The organism is Wolbachia endosymbiont of Bemisia tabaci (assembly GCF_003999585.1).
In the GTDB taxonomy this organism is placed as follows: Bacteria; Pseudomonadota; Alphaproteobacteria; order Rickettsiales; family Anaplasmataceae; genus Wolbachia.
In genome coordinates this window covers 245,198-264,598 of the sequence record NZ_CP016430.1, presented here as the reverse complement: position 1 = coordinate 264,598, position 19,401 = coordinate 245,198, and the positions used below count along the sequence as shown (strand labels likewise).

The following is a 19,401-nucleotide window of genomic DNA, read 5'->3' as shown; positions in this document are numbered from 1 at the left end:
TAAAATAGTTAAAATAGTAGACAAGTGCTAAAGTGGGGATTTGATTATGACAACAGATTTTCTAATAGAAACTAGCTTTCCACCTATATTTCGATAACATCTAGCTCAATTTAAAAGTCCAATTCAATAGGTTGTTAGTTGAAGCGCTAACGCCAAATAGCTTTAATATTGAGGTTTTTATATGGTTATAGATTCAAGTGTATTAGTTAGTAATGCAAATAAACTAGACAAATGTATAAACAAAAATAAAAAACAAGATAAAAAAGACAAGCAATTGTATAATATTATAGAGAGAAAGGTAAAAAAAGAAAAACATAAGCATGAAAAACCAAGAAGTCGAGATGGAACACTCAAGGAATGTAAAAGGTTATTTAAGGAAGGCGCTAGTCCTGAAGTATTAACTAAATTAGAAGAATCGCTTAGAGAACAGGAAAAATATCACAGATATTATATCCAGTGCTTCCTTCCAGTGCTAGGTGAAGTAATAGAACGATCGAAAAGAATATCAAATGAAACAAAAAACCAAGTAATTTCTGAAATCACTAAAAGTTGTTTGAGTAGGTACAATGAACAAGACAGTGGCTACGGTAGCGATTGTGAAGATGAAATGAGCGGAATATCAGATTCTGATAGCGATTTTGAAGATGGAATAAACGGAATATCGGATTCTGATAATGACGTTCAATTACTAAATGCAATCCAAAATGGAAACAACAGGAAATTTAGAAAATACCTAAAAGATTGCACAAATGTCATTGGCATAACAGATGAAAAAGGAAATAATATTTTACACCTTATTGCATCGCTCAAAAAGAAACAAAAGCTTAAGTTTCTAGATACCTTGATAAAAATAGCTAACGAGAAAAATTTAGCACAACTTGTTGATAGTGAAAATCAAGAAGGAAAGACTCCTTTTCAGGTAGCACTAATTAACAAGATAATAAAAGGGAAACATGATTCTCACACAATCCAAGATAACGATAACACACTTAAGTTTCTTATAAAATTACTAGAGTATGGAGCCAGCTCTGACAATTTAGGATTATCTACAAAAGAATTACAATACTTAAAAGAAGAACAAAAGACATACTATTGTGATTTCCTAGAAAAATTAGCAAAGTCAGTAAAGAAACCTGAGTTAAAATCAGAAATAAGAACAAAAATTAAAGAAATTATACCACATACCATAAATACTCCAGATAGTAATGATAATTATCAATTACATTTAGCAATTAAAAATAAAGATGAGAAATCCTTTAAGGAGTTATTGCAAAAAGGAGCAGATATTAGCCTGAAAGATACAGATGGTAATAATGCTTTACATCTAATAGTTTTAGAATTAAAGCAAAAACGAAAGTTTGAATTTTCAAATATAATATTAAATGTAAGTAAGGAGGAAGAAAAAGAGTATCTTAAAGCACAGTTTAAAAAAGCTATAAATGCTGAAAATACAGCAAAACAAACACCTCTTTATTATTTATTCCAGCATATAAAAGAAAAAAATGAAGATCGATCATGTACAGATAAAAAATTTGAAAAAACAAATAGATATAAAGCCTTAGAGTTATTTCTCCAAAATAGTGCAGACATTACTGCTCAAGACAAAGAGGGTAATAATCAAAAACGAAAGTTTGAATTTTCAAATATAATATTAAATGTAAGTAAGGAGGAAGAAAAAGAGTATCTTAAAGCACAGTTTAAAAAAGCTATAAATGCTGAAAATACAGCAAAACAAACACCTCTTTATTATTTATTCCAGTATATAAAAGAAAAAAATGAAGATCGATCATGTACAGATAAAAAATTTGAAAAAACAAATAGATATAAAGCCTTAGAGTTATTTCTCCAAAATAGTGCAGACATTACTGCTCAAGACAAAGAGGGTAATAATGCTTTGCACTATATTGCTTCGCTAAAAGGAGAACAAAAGGTTGCATGCTTGGAGTTGATTTCCAGTTTAGTAAAAGAAAAAGAAATATCTGAAGATCAGTTAGGTAAGGCCATAAAGGCCATTAACGAAGAAGGAAGAACACCGCTACAAGTATCATTAACAAAAAAAGCAGAAAAAGGCAACCACCTTTCGCAAATGAAAACAATTTTTGATCTAGGGAAAAAGTACGACAATACAACAAAGTTTTGTGCAAAGATGCTAGAAATAGGTGCTGATTCCCGTTCTCTGAAACTAAAAGATCGAGAATTTCATACTGAAAAATATTATTGCACTTTACGTAATTTAGAAAATTACTCAAAAACTCCACAAGAAGGAAAGGTAAAAGCTAAAGAACTAAGGAAAAAACTTGAAAAAAAATATAACGTTAGAACTTTTTCAAAAAAATGTCAGCATATTCTACACAAAACAGGAGATGGCCTAAAAGCTGCATGGAAATGCATTGATCCGGGCAGGAGAGCTAGTGTATTGTTAGCAATCACAGTAGCAACTACTATTATTACAATGGTAACACTTTCTTGCTTCCAAGGACAAATTGCAATTGGAGCAGCGTTACCCATCATAGCTATAACAGGAGTGGTCTGTCTGATATTCACTTTGGGACTTAGCGACATTAGGAAGTCTGTTAAGGAATTAACCAACAATAAGCAAAGCCGTAAAGATGATCACCTAGCTGCAAAACAACCTGAAAATATTACTGAACAACAAAATTTAGCTAACAACTCAGCAGAGCAAGAAGTACAAAGATCGTCAAATCAATCGGAGCATAAAGAAAGCCCAGCTACTCAAATGAGCTATGTATCAATACTACGTCAATTTATAAATAAACCAGATGGGTTAACTAATAAATTCTCTTTTCCGGGGCGATGAAATCAATCTCATCGCTCAGAGTTTTTTCAGCAACTTTTTTATAGTCAATTTCTACACTAACTTGGCTTTTCTCTTCTTTAAGCCATGCTATAGTATGCTTCATCCAGTTTTTATCATCACGTTTAGGGAAATCTTCACGAGCATGAGCACCCCTGCTTTCCTCGCGATTAGCTGCACATTCCATGGTAATAACTGCTTGTGGAATCATATTGGCAAGCTCCAGCGCTTCAACCAAATCACTATTCCATATCATACTGCGATCTTCAACTGCAATGTTAGGCATCATTTTTGCTACTTCTTTTATAGCTTTTTTACCTTCCTCTAAAACTTCAGCAACACGGAATACTGATGCATATTTCTGCATAGTGTGCTGCATTTCACTTCGTATTTTTGCTACTTTGAACTCTCCGGAAGCAAATCTCATTTTATTAAATCTATCTACTATCAAATCTGTGCAGTCTGAATGCAATTTTTTATGTGGTGTATCAGGTTTCAATTTTTCTTTTGCCCTAAGCGCGGCAGCTCTACCAAAAACCACAAGATCAAGAAGCGAGTTGGAACCTAGTCGATTTGCACCATGTACAGAAACACATGCTGCCTCTCCTATTGCAAATAATCCTTCTACCACTTCTTCTTTACCTTTTTGCAACGTGATCACTTCTCCATGATAGTTGGTTGGAATACCTCCCATGTTATAGTGAACAGTTGGAATAACAGGTATAGGATCTTTAGTAACATCAACTCCTGCAAAAGTTTTTGCTGTTTCACTAATACCTGGTAATCTGAGCTTTATTACTTCCGGATCAAGATGCGATATATTCAAGTACATGTGATCTTTCTTTGGCCCAACTCCCCTTCCCTCTCTAATTTCAATTGTCATTGCTCGACTTACTACATCACGAGAAGCCAAATCTTTTGCCTTTGGCGCATAACGTTCCATAAACTTCTCACCCTGAGAATTAACGAGGTACCCACCTTCACCGCGGCATCCTTCCGTCATCAAGCACCCTGAGCCATATATTCCTGTTGGATGAAATTGCACAAATTCCATATCTTCAAGTGGCAACCCAGCTCTCACCACCATGCCATTACCATCACCTGTGCAGGTGTGTGCACTTGTTGCAGAGAAATAAACACGTCCATAACCACCTGTTGCTATTACCACAGAATGTGCACGAAATCTATGCAACGTACCATCACACAGCGACCAAGCTATCACCCCACAGCATGTCCCTTTGTCCATAATCAAATCGATTACAAAATATTCAACAAAAAATTCAGCGTTAAATTTAAGACATTGCTGATATAGAGTATGAAGAATTGCATGCCCAGTTTTATCTGCTGCTGCACAAGTACGCTGAGCCGATTTTCCTTTACCAAAGTGAGTTGTCATTCCACCAAAGGCACGCTGATATATTTTTCCATCTTCCGTACGAGAAAAGGGTACACCAAAATTTTCAAGTTCAATCACAGCTTTGGCAGCATTTTTACACATATACTCTATTGCATCTTGATCGCCAAGCCAGTCTGAACCTTTTATTGTGTCATACGCATGCCAGCGCCAATCATCTTCAGCAATGTTGCTCAAGGCTGCACTAATTCCGCCTTGCGCTGCAACTGTATGACTTCATACGCATGCCAGCGCCAATCATCTTCAGCAATGTTGCTCAAGGCTGCACTAATTCCGCCTTGTGCTGCAACTGTATGACTCCGTGTAGGGAAAATCTTAGAAATACAGGCAACTGAAAAATTAGTTGCAGCCATTCCAAGTGTTGCTCTAAGCCCTGCTCCACCTGCACCCACTATCACCACATCATACTCATGCTCTATGATTTCATACGCTGACTTATCCATATCCACTTATTTTATCATCACAGGCTTATAATATCACAGAAGTAGAAAAAATCTATACAAGTTTTCTGGATGTAAGCTTCTGAAACAAATCTATAATAAACGATGTAATAACAATCATAGGGCGTCATGAAGGTAGCTGAAATTGGAATGACACTATCATAAAGGAATAAGTGTAGTTATTTGCATAACATTGATGACTTATGCCTATTTAATTAGATCTAAAATTAGATAGAAAAAGGTAATCTTGATAAAACTCATTTACAACAAGTTCTCTCGCACTTGAATTTTCCGTTTGCACTTTTTTGTATCCTAATTTATGGCTTATTGAATCTTTATATGCACTAACTGCTTTATATATCTTACTTACCTCTCCTGGAAAGATACCACCAACAATTATAACGCATAACCCTGCAACTGTTGCAAAAGCTAGAGTTAAACTTTGCCTCCAGTTAGCTTTTTTTTCTTGTATACCAGCAGGGCACAATTCACTTGACATTTCTTTTAGATACTCATGCCACATGTGATTGCAGTTTGTACATTTCACTTTTCTTCCAGATTCACCTATTTGCCCACGAGATACTAAGTAAGTTTTATTACAATTATGACATTGTATTTTCATAGTGCTTACGTATAAAATAATATAAATTTGATATCAATATGTATATAATAAATGAAAAATTTGCAACTAAAAAATTACAAGATGAGATAGAAAATATTTGGAAAGATAAAGAAAAACTTAACGACTATAATCTAAAACACGAAGCAAGATTAATAATCAAAGAGGTAATTGAGTTACTTGACAGTGGTAAAATTAGAGTAGCAGAAAAGCTATCAAGTGGAGAATGGATAGTACATAAGTGGATAAAGCAGTCAATATTATTACATTTCCTCACTGAGGAAAGCAAAATAATAGACAACACCAATTGCTGGTTTGACAAAATCGGTAGTAAGTTTAGTGAATGGAATGAGGAGAAATTTTACCAATCAAAAATTAGAGCAGTTCCTGGGTGTTTTGTCCGCCAATCTGCTTACATAGGTAAAAATGTTGTTCTAATGCCAAGCTTTATCAACGTTGGTGCATACATTGATTCTGGCACAATGATAGACACTTGGTCAACAATTGGTAGTTGTGCACAAATAGGAAAAAATTGCCATATTTCCGGTGGAGTGGGAATAGGTGGAGTTCTCGAGCCTATTCAAGCTTCTCCAGTCATTATAGAAGATAATTGCTTCATTGGAGCGCGCAGTGAGGTAGCCGAAGGTGTCATAATAAGAGAAGGATCAGTTCTTGGCATGGGTGTGTTTATTGGAGCATCAACAAAAATTATTGACAGAGAAACAAGTAAGATATTTTATGGTGAAGTACCACCTTACTCTGTAGTTGTACCAGGATCTACTCCACCTAAAAACAACATTTCAACCTATTGCGCAGTTATAGTAAAAAAAGTAGACGAAAAAACGAGATCAAAGACCTCTATAAATGAAATATTGAGAGATTAAACTTATCTCACTACTTGTTATCACTTTTTTTATCATTGTTGCTAACTACAGTGATAGCATATGCACATAATTCTGAAAAAGAAATTCCGTTTTCTTGAGATAACTTGTGTAATTTTTGCAGACTTTCTTTAATTTTGTTAGGTATATTTCCTCCACGCTCCTTTGCAAGCCAGGAATCTTGATGGTGAATTGGATGAGTATCACCCTTTGGATCTCCTATGTATATTGCAAAAGGCGAATTTTGTCCTTTAAAATCACACTGTACAGTAAATTTTTTGATGGATGCAGTCATTTAAAGACCTCTACTTTTCTTTTTAATCGATTTTATAGCAGGTGGGAGAGATGGTTTTTTGATAAAATCTTGTCTATTGAGCATACTTTCTTTGCCTTCTAAAGCTCGAAGAACATCGGCTCTGCTTAGCTGTGACTCTTTCGCCATCTTCATTCCATGCTCTACCATAATATTAGTACATGCTAGTACTCTTTTGACCAATTCTAGGTCACCATTCAGCATTTTAACTAATGCTTGAAACACCTCCGCTAAAGTTAATCCATCAGCACCTATAATTTTATTTTCTATAAAATTGACAACTTCTTCAAATTTATATTCAACCCCATCATTCTGAGGTATAAGGGTAACATAATCCGTATCTTGACTATTCATAACCAAAGCACTATCGCTTTTAAACTTATATTATATATATAAATACTCCACTATTTTATAGTATGGCACGCTATAGTTAAACATTTATTAATAATATGCTCACTTATATACACGAATTAATTGATAAAAGACAAGGGTCAATATCAATCAGTGATTTTATGAACACTGCTCTATATCATAAAAAGTACGGCTATTACATGAATAAATTACCACTTGGCAAAGATGGTGACTTCATTACTGCACCTGAAATTAGTCAGCTATTTGGTGAAACAATTGCAGTGTGGATAATGAATACATGGGAAAAATTAGGAAAGCCATCAAAATTTTCTCTAGTTGAACTTGGACCAGGTAAAGGAACACTCATTCATGATGTAATAAGAGTCACCAAAAAATATAGCTGTTTTTTTAGCTCAATGAACATTCACCTAGTTGAGATAAGCCCTATTTTATTACAGAAAACACAAAAGGGAAATTAAAGGGATTAGATATTAACTGGCACACAGATGTCAACAACTTACCAAATCAGCCAACTATTTTTTTTGCAAATGAGTTCTTTGATGCTCTTCCAATTGATCAGTTTGTTTATCGTGATGGGCAGTGGTATGAAAATAGAGTGATGAAACAAGATGATGGCAGTCTTTCATTGTCACTCCAGTGCTTAACCAGACCAAAAAATGGATTCCAGACTGGAATGACAGGGGGTTTCAATGGTGCGGTAGTAGAAGTATGCTTAACTGGAATTGAAATATTAAGAAAGCTTGAGAAGAAGATAGTCAATAATGGAGGAGCTGCTTTGATCATAGATTATGGCTATATATATCCTTCATACAAGAGCACTTTGCAATCGATAAGGCAGCATCAGTATGCTAATTTTCTTGAAAATATTGGTAACAGTGATATTACTGCACTTGTAAACTTTCAAGCATTAAAAGATTCATTAAAATACTTAAATTGTGAGATTTTAACTCAAAGAGAATTTTTATATTTGTTTGGTATAAAGGAAAGAGCGCAAGCTTTAATGGAAAATGCAAGTAATGAACAGAAGAATAAGATCTTAAGTGAATTTTTAAGGTTAACTGAAAATATGGGTACTCTCTTTAAGGTAATGCTGATTCACCATTTGTAGTCTTGTGTAGTTCTTATGTTAAACATACAAATACTAAAAAATTTACAGAATAAAAAAGGTAAAAGAAACGTATCTGTTCAGCAGAGTAGCAAAATAAGATAGACAGATAAGACTATCATAGGAACAAATATGTGTCATGCAAGTAGCTGACACTGGCATCCAGCCTTTTCGCGCAAAAAACGTTGTAAAGTGTTTAGTTGGATCCCAGCTGGAATGACACTTAGTTATGCAAGAAATCTATTGTCAAAAAAAATTACTTCCGCATATTTTGAATCTGATTATAATGACAATTAGAGATATTTTAAGAGCTCAAAATCTATCTTTGTCTGCAGACTTTCAGTTAACTTTTCAATAAAAAACGTAGCGTATCTTTTTCAGCGGTCTGTCATATGTGCGCTGCATTTTTTTTCTAATCTTTTTATACAGGAGGATTTTATGTCCAGAATTCCAGATACTTGACCTTTACTTTAGCTAATAACAGGCGCCTGTGATTTTTATAAAGAAAGTGTAGGAAAAACTGTTTCCAGGCATAAATTTGCCATGTATACCTAAAAAGTAACTATATTAGCATAATATTCATACTTATATGCCAATATTAATATTCTTTGAATGGAATACGAAATTGATGTTGAAAAATATGTACCAAAAAATTTATGTGGGATCTATGCCGAAGCTCAAATTGCATGACACCATTTATTTTTATGGTTTTGTCTATTTTATTTTGCCACTCTGCTAAACGGATACATTTAATTCCATTTTTATCGAGCAGATAATTGTCATATGTTAGCTTAGTTCTCCTGTTATACTTAAATATAAATCAGCATAGCCCTAATTTTTTTATATATTTTACTTCTTTCTCTATATTTAATAATAGGCTTGAAAATAAATGGTAAACCTATAATTGTTAAGCTTAGAGCTAGGATTAAAAGTACACAAAAGGCTTTGTGTTTACTATGTAGCTCTTTCAAGTAAAGCATCAAAAACCTACAAAATTTTTTGTAATTTTCTTCAATATTTTTTTTGCTATGAGCCTTGTCAATAAACATATCTATTGCAGTATAATCATTACTACAATTAATTGCCCCTTTTTCCATTAATAGCTGAGCTATATCAAAATAATCCTTTTGAATAGTAAGATGCAGAGGTGTAAAACCTTGTTGATCACAAATATTCATATTGGCTTTTACTGCTAACAACATTCTTACAATTTCTACATGGCCTTTTTTAGCTGCAAGTAGCAGAGGAGTTCTGTTGCATCTAGTGACGGCATTAACGTTTACCTTAAGCTCCAATAAGAACTTAACTGCTTTAGTATCACCATTATAGCTAGCTTTATGTAACCTAGTGTTACCGCTACAATCTTGGTCATCTGCTTCTATTCCCTTTGAAACAAGAAATGTTACCATTTGCCTATTATTATGCTTAATAGCGCAATCCAGTGCATCAAAACCATGTTTATTTTTTGTGCAAATAAACTCTTTTAACTTAGCTTTTGCTTGCTTTACAATAAGCTTTACCAGTTGCATTTTGTTGTTATATGCTGCTAGAAAAAGCGTAGTATTATTTTCTGCATCTTTTGCTTCTATGTTTGCACCTTTCTTTATCAGATATTCTATAATCTCTGCTCTACTTTCATAATGTGTAGTACATTGATAAATGGTCAAAAATAAAGGAGTACGAAAGTTGTTATCTTCACATTCAAGATTTGCTCCGCTATCAATTAAAATCTGGACGCTCTTTTTAGAACCGTATAATGAAGCTATGTGAAGAGGAGTATAGCCTTCCTCAGCATCTTTTTCATTAATTTTTGCGCCTTTTGTTATTAAAAAATCCATTAATTCTGTGTCATCTTGTAGTGTAGCAAGGTGAAGTGGAGTAAATCCATTTTTATCTCTAGAATTAATTGTCAGTTGATTAACAAGAAGTTTAGCAATTTTTTTGTGTCCATGCATAATAGCATAATGCAGTGGATTTCTATTTTCGTTGTCCACAACATTAAAGTCAGCTTCGTGCTCTAATAATGATTTTACTCCAACTAAATCGCCTTCTTTTGTAAACTTATGCAAGAGAGTGACTCCGCTTACATCTTTTGAGTTAATATCAAATCCACTTTCTACCAATTGATGTATGTCTTCCTCACACGCCATACCATTTTAATTAAACCCTTTTCGCATTAACAATACTCCCACTTAATTAAGTTTGAATGAATCTGTAAGAGATATATCACAATTTATTGAAGTTACTAAATTCCGATATATTAAAATCCACAATTTCCTGAATAAAGCCCTGACGATATTTTGCACACATCCATCTGCACACGCTCTCCAGGTACTTTACAGTTATAACGCTTGACCTGTTTGCGATAATGACGTTTAACATGCAGAAGACTTACATCATGTTTTTTGAAAATTTTGTGTATAGTAGCCAATGACAAGGATAAATCATATAGACGTCTTAACTCGGTTTGAATACGCCTTGCCCCTAGCTTTCTAGTTTATCTTAGATGAAGAATAAGCTGTTCATCTGATTCATTGATCTTTTGCAAAGGTGAAGTTTTAGGCTTACTACTGAGATCTACTAACCCTTTTTCACCTAACTCTTCATAACGTTTGTACCATTTACGTAAGGTAAAACGTGAAATACCATAATGCTGACATACCTTTCCTGCATGACCCAACTCTTTGTATAGTTTTATCTAACTCAGACGTAGTTTGACCCTAGAATTTATCCTTTGCAATTGTAATAAGGTCTATAAACTACTGCAAATCCAAATTTCTATTTGATCTTACATTCTTATTGTAATAACCTCTATGGATCACACAGCATTAGTCATGTATCTGAACAGATACTTTTGTACATGGATCAGCTTTATGTGTATCAATTCTGTCTACTTCAAGTTTCCAGCAAAACTACTTTCTAATGTATTGTTTTCAATCAAGTTCTTTGTTAAGCTCACTGAAAGTGGATGTTCAATTATCTTAACATAAAAATCAAGGCAGCTTTAGGTATAAATACGAGTAACTCGTATAAGTAAAGAGGCTATAAGAAGTTTCTTACCATTCTATTCAAACGGGTTTTAAACTTTTGAAATGTCATGACATTGTTGATACGTTTGTCAAGAAACGACAGGGTATCTGCAAAATCTTCTGAATAATCATTGATAAAAAAAAGTATCGTACTTAAGTACACTCCAGCTAATATTGCTCTTTTTGTATAGTAGTTAAAATCTGTTGATTGATCATGAATGCCATACCAAATCGCGCTAACAGTTCTGTACAAGAGTTTACTAGAAAAATATGTATTTTGGGGTAATATAGAGAATGATAAAACATTTTTTAAAAACTCTCTGTAATTTGGTAACTTAGCATAGTTTGAAAGGCGTATTTGGACAGCTAACTTTATCCGCTCTCTTACCTTCATATCTTCTAATTTGAAATTCCAAAGTTCAGTTTCCATTGAGCTATTTAAGTCCTCTGCTATGTACTCCAAAGCACTATATATTCCATTCTGAAATTTACAAAAACTATTGGCTAGGTTAAGGTTCGTGCACACTTTCAATAAGGTTGCATCACTTATTCCTTCAAATGGAATAACCTTAATCAGCTCATCTACTATTAACTTTTGTTCCATACAATATTATACTAAACATCACATATAATTGTACCTGAGATTTTCAAACATTCTGCAAAATGCTTCACCGCGCTCTTCAAAATTTTTCCACTGATCAAAAGAAGAACATGCAGGAGAAAGTAATATCGCTACTTCTTCTTTGCTATTTATGGCCTCTTCAAAAGCCAGTTTAAATGCGTTTTCTAGATTATAGCACTTCATATAATCTATTTTGTTCTCCATAATGTTTGCAAAAACTTCAGTTGATTCTCCAATAAGAAAAGCTTTTCTAATCTTGGTGAAATGCTTGCTTAATGATTCTATTCCGCCTTTTTTGCTTTTTCCGCCAACAATCCAATATATGTTTTTATAAGATAAAATTGCCTTTTCGGTCGATTCTGCATTGGTTGCTTTGCTATCGTTGATAAAAAGTACATTATGTATTTTGCCAAGAAATTCATTTCTGTGTCTTAGCCCTGGAAAGGATTTGATTTCATTGACAATAGTGCTGCTATCTACTCCAAGTAACTTGCACACAGCGTGTGCAGCTACTATATTTTCTACATTGGATACTAGGTTTATTTTCACGTCGCTTACTGATAAGCTATGATTCTCTAGTTTCCCAGTGCCTAGGCACTGGGATGACAAAGAGGGTGACATCGAAGCTGAGATTGGAATTTTGTTCCCAGTGAATTTATTGAATACATCAGAGGTAATTTTGTTATCACATCCTATCACGGCAATCTTGCTACCATTTATCAATTTTAATTTAGTTGCTATATAGTTATTCATACTTCCATGTCTATCTATGTGGTCTGGTGTGATGTTGAGCAATACAGAAATGTCTACATCAATTTTATTTATTAGCTCCAATTGAAAAGAGGAGAATTCAATTACATAAATTTCTGCGTCTCTTTCTAGATCCAAAATAGGCACACCTAAATTCCCGCCAATAGCTACTTTTTTGCCTGTGGATTTTAATATGTGCCCTATTAATGACGTGGTGGTTGATTTGCCATTTGTTCCAGTGATGCCTACAACCTTCTGGCTTGTAGTTTTAGTTTCAAGAAATAGCTCAATGTCTGATTTTATTTTGCAGTTAAAGTTTCTTGCAAGTTTTACTATCCAATGCGTTGGTGTTGGCACTCCAGGGCTCAAAATTAGTGTGCTTATCTCATGCCAATTATACTCATTGGGATGAGTAAAGTTACACTCTTTATATATCTTTTTTGCATTTGCTATTTGCTCTTTATTATCATCCCATGCATATATTTTTGCACTGCTTTTTGTTAGGGCATTAATGACAGACAAACCAGTTTTACCAAGGCCGAAAACCGCAACACTTTGATTTTTGTATTTGTTTAGTTGCACTTCTAGATAACTTATGCGAACCATTTTATAAAGATATAATACAAATTATAATGACTTCTTCCATAGTTTTTGGCAGTGCTTAACTTTATTGTCACAACCTTAGCCAATAGAAAACTCCTTGACACATTTTGCCAACTCCTTTGCCATGACAATAAGAGTATTTATCCTTTAGAATTAATTAAGAGAAAATTTTTTCTTGACTTGTTGTATAATTTGATAAAAGTGATCAAAATCTAAGCTTGCACTACCAATTAAAACTCCCAATAGATTTGGAATACTGAGCAAGTTTCCTATATTTTCTGAGCTGACTGAGCCACCATATATAATGTGTTTTTTACCAGTACACAATTTTATTATCTCTATCACCTCAGCAATTGCGTCATTATTTGGGACATTTCCTGTTCCTATTGCCCATATCGGTTCGTATGCTATGGTATATTCACCTTGTGTTGGCAAACGGTTTTTGCATTGATATTCTATTACTTCTTTTGTTTTTTTATTTTTATAATCTTCTGAGTTTTCACCTACACAGATGATTGGGTGTAATCCTGATTCTATTGCTGTTTTCGATTTAAGTTTTATTTCACTATCTTTTTCATGAGCCCTTTCAGAATGTCCAAGTATTACGTAACTACATCCTATTTCCTTCAACATTCCTGCACTAATTTCACCTGTGTAAGAACCGAACTCTTTATGATGGCAATTCTGTTTATGCAGTTGTGGTCGGTGCAGTAAATGTTTAGCGCTTTTTTAGGACTGTGTGGAGTTAAATTACAACTACTGAGTGCGGCATGAGATTCATTAAATATACCAGCCCCATACCCTTATATGTTAAAAACAAGTCTTTATAAATGTCACGAAATAGCAGTATAAAGACACGCAGAGAGGAGGAACCGTCCATACTCTTGGTCATAAGGACCGTCTTGCAGCAAGGTTCTCCTCTCTGGTGTATTATACTGAAAGTTCCGAACAACTGGTTGAGTTTTTAGGCTCGTATATAAGGGTGGAAAATGCAGTATACACATTATTTATGGAGGAATTATGAATTTATCAAATATTATTACTGGAATTGATATTAGCAAAAATAAACTAGACATCCACATTCATCCACTTGGACATCATAAAGTATTTGAAAATAACGTTCAAGCTATTGATCAAATAATCGACTTTTTGCGTTTACATAACGTAACCAAAGTTGGACTTGAAGCAACTGGTGGGTACGAAAAATTATGTGCTTATACTTTATTAAGCCATGGTTTTGAAGTATATGTCATTCAACCAAGATGGGTGAGAGATTATGCAAAAAGCCTTGGTATTGCTACTAAAACTGATAAAATAGACTGTAGCATCATCTCACGTTATGTTAGTAATACAGACATGCGTGTCACTCCTTTAAAAGTTAGTAGTATTGACTGTTTGAAGCAAAAATTATCTCGCAGGAATCAACTAGTAGAAATAGCAAAAATACAAAAAACCCAAGCTCATCAAGTAACCGATTTATCTATAATCAAACAAATGGAAGAGCTACTTGCAGTTTTACAAAATCAAATTCAAGTCTTAGAAGATGAGGTAATGGAATTAGTCGATAAAAATCAAGAGCTTAAAAAAAAGTATATGTCAATAACTAGTATACCTGGTGTAGGTGCAATAACAGCTATTACTTTTATTTGTTATCTACCCGAGCTTGGAACTCTCCAACATGAAGAAATATCCAGCCTTTCCGGAGTTGCACCTTTTAATCGAGATAGTGGTTTTAGTAAGGGAAAAAGGTGTATTCAGGGTGGTAGATCACAAATTAGAAAGGTTTTACATATGTGCATTCTTAGTGCGCAAAGGTACAATTCTTATATAAAAATCTTCTTTGATAGGCTATACAATCAATATAAAAAACCATATAAAGTTGCTTCTACTGCTACAATGAGAAAATTACTTATCCTTGCTAACTCTTTAGTAAGAGACGGTAGACTGTTTACTGAGGAGTATAGCCCTAAAACTGTTTCTATATAGTAATAGCATAGCTGTGAATAAGTACGCCCACACAAATTTTAAGTACTTATTCACAGCTACATCAATTTTTCTATTGACTTTTAACACAACTGCTGATTGATTACAATTGGTGACTAACTCTTCTAAAATAGCATCACTTGGAACCTTTGCTTCAGCGTATCTAAACATTTCCTTGAAAATTTCCTTTGCTAATGCACGGTAATCTTTTTTGGAGAATAGATGATAAGAGCTTCTCCCTGCGTTATAAAATCTCTCAAATTCCTTTCTATATTCATCAATTTTTTTCTCATCAGCAACTGTAGGGCTATTACAATGATTTTCCCAAACTTCAGATAGTCTATCTTGATCAAGCTCCCTAAGTACTGGTTCCATAAAAGCTTTACCTTCTTCAGAGAGGTTATCAAAATTATCACGGTTAAAAATCTCATTTTTATAATCTTTAGCTCCTTCCTTAAATGCAATAATAAAATTTTTATCTATTTCTTTTTCATTAATAATAAAATTCATTCTTTGAAAATCTAAGAACATTGTTTCACCGGAATTCGCTAATTTATTATCTTGATCTGCTCTTAATTTACTAAAATTGAATTCTTTAGCTGTGGCCTTTAATCTAACTACCGGACTCTTCTTTGCCTCTTTCATAATTAACACCTTACTATAAATATGCTGTAAGTTGTACCATATAATGATGAATAATTTTATAATATATAAAAAAGTCGATAGTCTATTTCTTTATTTTAGGGATATAGGAAAGGCGTAGATTTCTCTTTTCATTTGTAGCATGCTGCATTAATATTTACGTATTAATCTAGAAAATAGTGATGAATAATATTGTAATTGTTGGTCTGCAATGGGGTGATGAAGGTAAGGGTAAAATAGTAGATTATCTTTCTGAGAATGCAGATGTAGTTGTGAGGTTTCAGGGGGGAAATAATGCAGGGCATACTATAGTAGTAGGTGATAAGGTGTATAAATTAAATTTACTGCCCTCTGCTGTATTGACGCCTTTTATTCAAATACAGTATTTTTATACATTCCCTTTCTGAGTGGCCTATACTTACGTTTAAGTACTCTACTAGCCTTTGTAAGTCCATTATTGGCTCACTTTTGAGCTTTTCTCTCAGTACCCTTTCTAGTGTTTCCTTAACACACATAATCATTGCTACTGCAGAATCAGTTACTCCTTCTACAACTTTCAGGTCATCCATTTCTCGACCTAAAATCCTTCCTACTCCTGCATAAGTATTCACCAGATTTTTAGCAATTTCTTGAGCTTGTGGTCTTTCATGTACTGCACTTAAAAACGTTTCCATTATTTCACGATCAAGTAGTGCTTTGCCTTTGCTTTCTAATGCTCTGAATTCTATTTCTTCTCTACGATCTTTCTTATTATTCATAAAAATTACCCTTCACTAATAACAAAATGTTTTTATATATTTACTGCTGTTTTTTGTCAGCATTGGCATAAGGCCATAGCTTTTGAGTGAAGTCAAATCAATTTTTCAATCTTTTTTACTTATTTTTTCATCAAAAAGTAAAGATATTAATAGATACTGATTTTTTATTTTAAATTTGTTGAATTTCGTCTAAAGAGATGCCCACTGTTTTTAAAATAATATTGATAGAAATTCCTTCCTTAACTAAATTCTTTGCAATTTTCATCTTTTCTACTCTCTTCACTTTCTCTTTGCAAACTTGTATGCTTTCAAACAGAGATTTTATGAGTACATGACGTAATTCTTGGCTTTTGATCTTTTTGTATTCTTCTATTAACCTTGATAGTTCCACTTCACTATTCTCATTTTCTCTTGTTTCTGGAAGCAGATCTGTAATATTAATTAATAGCATCTTTGCTATTTCATCTAACATTTCAAGTGAAACAGCAGCTCGTCCTTGTTCATATTCATATATTCTTTGATTTATTATGCCCACTTTACTTGCTAAATCTTCCTGAGTGTATCCTCTTCTCAACCTCCATTCTTTTACTCTTTGACCTACTTTATACGGAATGGAAATTTTTTTCTCATCATTATCATATTCATCAACAGATAAATTGGTTGTTCGAGAGATAACATGAGCAGAAACTCCTTCCTTAACCAAACCCTTTGCTACTTCTATTTTTACCGCCTTTCCACTTTCTTCCTCACTAATACGGATGAATTTAGTTAATAAATAAAACGTTTCACGTAATTCTTGATCCTTAATCTCTCTATGTCTTCTTACTAGATTTAATACCTCTTCTCCCTCATACCTTCCCTCATTTGATACTTCTTGTCCGCAAGCTAGATCTCTAGCAGTTGTTGATAATGCTTCTGCTAATTCATATAACTTCTTAATTGAAATTCTGCGTGTTCCTTTTTCGTATTGAAGTATTACCTGATATGTTGTTCCGATTTTTTTTGCTAAATCTTTTTGAGTATATCCCTTTGCTAATCTATGATTTCTTACTTCCTGTCCTATTACTTTGTAATCTAAAAAATTAGAGCATTTATTCTCTTTTTTCACATTTTATACTCCATAACCAGAAGAGCTGTTACGTATACTTAATTGGGAACCTTTTTGACAAACTGAACTCATCTCCTTTCAAACAATTTTTCTATATCACTTAGTTTCATTTCTATATACGTTGGTCTTTCATGACCAGAATATGGAGTTTTCTCAATTTGTCTTAGTATCTCATTCATCTCTTCCAATTTCATTTTTCTTCCTGCTCCATGGCAAGCGATTGTGGCTGATATTTTATTCACCTTATCCTCTATTGACAACGTATCTTCCATTTCCGTTAACTTATCTACTATATCAACTAGCATCTCTTTTATATCTATTGTTCCCAAGATTGAAGGTATTTCTTTCACCATTATTTTATCTTCTGATTCTATTTCAATACCAAAACCCATTTCAAAAAGCTTATCTTTATAAGTTTTAACCATCTCCATTCCAGCTTGGTTTTTAATTTCAACTATTTCAGGAATGAGAAGTTTTTGTCTTTTTATGCTTGTTAAGCACTCGTATATCAACCTCTCATAGGCTGCATGTTGATCTACTATAATCAGCCTATCTCCAGCCTCAGCAATAATGTAAGTATTGTGGACCTGACAACGTGCATATCCTAGGGGATGATCCTCTACCAAATCAATTTGCTTCCTTTCTAAAACCATCGTTCCCTTTTGGGCTGGGGATTCTCCATACTTAAAAGTTTCTGGTAAGCTTTGCCTTCTTTCATCTGGTGCATTGAATTCTTTCATTAGACGATTTTCTAAAAGACTTGGTCTCTTTTCATAAAACTCTTTTTGATCTTTTTTCTCTTGACTATCAACCTGCTCTTGGCTTTTACTATCATTAAAAATTAGCTCCTCTTCAATACCTTGATCACCCGCTGCAAATCTCGTTGATAGTGTTTTTATTATCCCTCTTCTCACTATTTCATATATTAGCCTTTTATTCTGAAATCTTACTTCCGATTTATTTGGATGCACATTTACATCTACTTGGTCATATGGTACTTCTAAATGCAACACTGCAAAAGGATACCTATTGTTTGGAATAAAATCGTGATACGCATATCTAATTGCACCAACAAGTAGATTGTCTTTTATTGGCCTTCCATTAACAAACGTATAAATCTGAGTTGAGTTGCCACGATTGACATTAGGTTTAAAGATGTGTCCCTTAAGTTTGATGCCTTCTTCTTCCTCTTTAACTTCCAGTGAATTGCTTTGAAATTCTTCTTCTATTTCACATAATCTGTTGAACAGCGAAGTTTGCTTAACATATTTTAAGAGCTTTTTATTACCAGAAGTGAGAGTAAACCCAATACTATAATTAATCATCGCTAAGTTATTCACAATATCAACAATACTTTGTGTTTCTGCCCTTTCGGTTTTTAGAAACTTTAGTCTATTTGGTGTAGCAAAAAATAAGTCACGAACTTCAATATATGTACCTTGCAACAAAGAACAAGGGGTAATCTCTCTTATTTTTTCTCCTCCCTCATACCTTATAGACCATGCTTCCTTTGCTCCACTTGCCTTAGACGATAATTTCATTCTGCTTACTGCTGCAATTGAAGGTAAAGCTTCTCCCCTAAACCCAAGGTGCTTGATTTCTATTAACTCACTATCGCTTAATTTTGAAGTGGCATGCCTCATAAATGCTAGTTCTAAGTCGTCCTTTTCTATTCCATTTCCATCATCTGTCACAGTTATAAGGTTACGTCCACCACTTTCTATTTTGATCTCTATCTCTGAACTTCCAGCATCTATTGCATTTTCTACTAATTCCTTTACTACACTCGCTGGCCTTTCTATTACCTCTCCCGCTGCTATACGATTTATAGTTTTTGTGTCTAAAAGAATTATTGCCATATTTTCAACTCTCAGTCTGATCAGTTTAATATCAATTAAAATCAGATTGTCTATTAAATTCTATTCTAAGCCCTTTCATGAAGATCAT

At 33.6% G+C, this 19,401-nt stretch carries 12 protein-coding genes and 6 pseudogenes; 5 read left to right on the top strand and 13 right to left on the bottom strand.

Annotated features, from left to right (window positions below; all coding sequences use genetic code 11):
* The first annotated feature begins 181 nt into the window (after positions 1–181).
* Positions 182–2,818 carry an ankyrin repeat domain-containing protein gene (locus BBB02_RS01205; protein ID WP_127463694.1) on the top strand — a complete coding sequence of 879 codons (2,637 nt, stop codon included), beginning with the start codon at positions 182–184 and terminating at the stop codon, positions 2,816–2,818.
* Here the strand turns inward: BBB02_RS01205 and sdhA are convergent.
* Both sdhA and BBB02_RS01195 read right to left on the bottom strand, forming a co-directional pair.
* A pseudogene (sdhA, locus tag BBB02_RS01200) lies at positions 2,790–4,672 on the bottom strand (succinate dehydrogenase flavoprotein subunit). The gene BBB02_RS01205 and the pseudogene sdhA sit on opposite strands and share 29 nt — an antisense overlap.
* 208 nt (positions 4,673–4,880) lie before the next feature.
* Positions 4,881–5,291, bottom strand: coding sequence for a zinc-ribbon domain-containing protein (locus BBB02_RS01195; RefSeq protein WP_127463693.1), 411 nt, complete (start codon positions 5,289–5,291; stop codon positions 4,881–4,883).
* Between the two features lie 38 nt (positions 5,292–5,329).
* Between BBB02_RS01195 and dapD the strand changes: the two genes are divergently transcribed.
* Positions 5,330–6,172 (top strand): 2,3,4,5-tetrahydropyridine-2,6-dicarboxylate N-succinyltransferase, encoded by an 843-nt coding sequence (dapD, locus tag BBB02_RS01190; RefSeq protein WP_127463692.1) that lies wholly within the window; start codon positions 5,330–5,332, stop codon positions 6,170–6,172.
* 10 nt (positions 6,173–6,182) lie between these two features.
* Here the strand turns inward: dapD and BBB02_RS01185 are convergent, their stop codons facing one another.
* Entirely contained in the window at positions 6,183–6,464 is a 282-nt protein-coding gene (locus tag BBB02_RS01185; protein ID WP_127463691.1) for a DUF2610 domain-containing protein, read from the bottom strand.
* Positions 6,465–6,836, bottom strand: a complete 372-nt coding sequence (locus tag BBB02_RS01180) for a hypothetical protein (protein WP_127463690.1) — start codon at positions 6,834–6,836, stop codon at positions 6,465–6,467. It lies immediately after the preceding gene.
* Positions 6,837–6,931: 95 nt separating this feature from the next.
* Between BBB02_RS01180 and BBB02_RS01175 the strand changes: the two are divergent.
* A pseudogene (locus BBB02_RS01175) lies at positions 6,932–7,962 on the top strand (class I SAM-dependent methyltransferase).
* An 806-nt stretch (positions 7,963–8,768) separates the two neighbouring features.
* Here BBB02_RS01175 and BBB02_RS01165 read toward each other — a convergent pair.
* The 5 genes and pseudogenes from BBB02_RS01165 to BBB02_RS01145 form a co-directional block, all read right to left on the bottom strand.
* On the bottom strand, positions 8,769–10,109 hold the full coding sequence (locus tag BBB02_RS01165) for an ankyrin repeat domain-containing protein (RefSeq protein ID WP_127463689.1): 1,341 nt from the start codon (positions 10,107–10,109) through the stop codon (positions 8,769–8,771).
* A gap of 347 nt (positions 10,110–10,456) precedes the next feature.
* Positions 10,457–10,639 (bottom strand): helix-turn-helix domain-containing protein, encoded by a 183-nt coding sequence (locus BBB02_RS06320; protein ID WP_245970153.1) that lies wholly within the window; start codon positions 10,637–10,639, stop codon positions 10,457–10,459.
* Between the two features lie 362 nt (positions 10,640–11,001).
* A complete protein-coding gene (locus BBB02_RS01155; protein WP_127463688.1) occupies positions 11,002–11,592 on the bottom strand; it encodes a COQ9 family protein in 591 nt (196 codons plus the stop codon).
* An 18-nt stretch (positions 11,593–11,610) separates the two neighbouring features.
* Positions 11,611–12,966, bottom strand: coding sequence for a UDP-N-acetylmuramoyl-L-alanine--D-glutamate ligase (gene murD, locus BBB02_RS01150; protein WP_127463687.1), 1,356 nt, complete (start codon positions 12,964–12,966; stop codon positions 11,611–11,613).
* 150 nt (positions 12,967–13,116) lie between these two features.
* A pseudogene (locus tag BBB02_RS01145) lies at positions 13,117–13,650 on the bottom strand (triose-phosphate isomerase); the annotation flags it as partial.
* 333 nt (positions 13,651–13,983) lie between these two features.
* Here BBB02_RS01145 and BBB02_RS01135 point away from each other — a divergent pair.
* Positions 13,984–14,949 carry an IS110 family RNA-guided transposase gene (locus BBB02_RS01135; RefSeq protein ID WP_127463686.1) on the top strand — a complete coding sequence of 322 codons (966 nt, stop codon included), beginning with the start codon at positions 13,984–13,986 and terminating at the stop codon, positions 14,947–14,949.
* Positions 14,950–15,042: 93 nt separating this feature from the next.
* Here the strand turns inward: BBB02_RS01135 and BBB02_RS01130 are convergent.
* A pseudogene (locus BBB02_RS01130) lies at positions 15,043–15,591 on the bottom strand (hypothetical protein); the annotation flags it as partial.
* A gap of 179 nt (positions 15,592–15,770) precedes the next feature.
* Between BBB02_RS01130 and BBB02_RS01125 the strand changes: the two are divergent.
* Positions 15,771–15,950: pseudogene (locus BBB02_RS01125) on the top strand (adenylosuccinate synthetase); the annotation flags it as partial.
* On the opposite strand, the pseudogene BBB02_RS01120 reads toward BBB02_RS01125, so the two are convergent.
* The 3 genes and pseudogenes from BBB02_RS01120 to mutL all read right to left on the bottom strand — a co-directional run.
* A pseudogene (locus tag BBB02_RS01120) lies at positions 15,948–16,346 on the bottom strand (DNA repair protein RadC); the annotation flags it as partial. The pseudogenes BBB02_RS01125 and BBB02_RS01120 sit on opposite strands and share 3 nt — an antisense overlap.
* A gap of 169 nt (positions 16,347–16,515) precedes the next feature.
* On the bottom strand, positions 16,516–17,454 hold the full coding sequence (gene wmk / locus BBB02_RS01115; protein WP_127463684.1) for a WO male-killing family protein Wmk: 939 nt from the start codon (positions 17,452–17,454) through the stop codon (positions 16,516–16,518).
* 68 nt (positions 17,455–17,522) lie between these two features.
* Positions 17,523–19,313, bottom strand: coding sequence for a DNA mismatch repair endonuclease MutL (mutL, locus tag BBB02_RS01110; RefSeq protein WP_127463683.1), 1,791 nt, complete (start codon positions 19,311–19,313; stop codon positions 17,523–17,525).
* Positions 19,314–19,401 lie beyond the last annotated feature (88 nt).

Bases quoted from the DNA above. Each gene is read 5' to 3' on its own strand.
- BBB02_RS01205 (WP_127463694.1), top strand. From the start codon at position 182: ATGGTTATAGATTCAAGTGTATTAGTTAGTAATGCAAATAAACTAGAC.
- BBB02_RS01195 (WP_127463693.1), bottom strand. From the start codon at position 5,291: ATGAAAATACAATGTCATAATTGTAATAAAACTTACTTAGTATCTCGT.
- dapD (WP_127463692.1), top strand. From the start codon at position 5,330: ATGTATATAATAAATGAAAAATTTGCAACTAAAAAATTACAAGATGAG.
- BBB02_RS01185 (WP_127463691.1), bottom strand. From the start codon at position 6,464: ATGACTGCATCCATCAAAAAATTTACTGTACAGTGTGATTTTAAAGGA.
- BBB02_RS01180 (WP_127463690.1), bottom strand. From the start codon at position 6,836: ATGAATAGTCAAGATACGGATTATGTTACCCTTATACCTCAGAATGAT.
- BBB02_RS01165 (WP_127463689.1), bottom strand. From the start codon at position 10,109: ATGGCGTGTGAGGAAGACATACATCAATTGGTAGAAAGTGGATTTGAT.
- BBB02_RS01155 (WP_127463688.1), bottom strand. From the start codon at position 11,592: ATGGAACAAAAGTTAATAGTAGATGAGCTGATTAAGGTTATTCCATTT.
- murD (WP_127463687.1), bottom strand. From the start codon at position 12,966: ATGGTTCGCATAAGTTATCTAGAAGTGCAACTAAACAAATACAAAAAT.
- BBB02_RS01135 (WP_127463686.1), top strand. From the start codon at position 13,984: ATGAATTTATCAAATATTATTACTGGAATTGATATTAGCAAAAATAAA.
- mutL (WP_127463683.1), bottom strand. From the start codon at position 19,313: ATGGCAATAATTCTTTTAGACACAAAAACTATAAATCGTATAGCAGCG.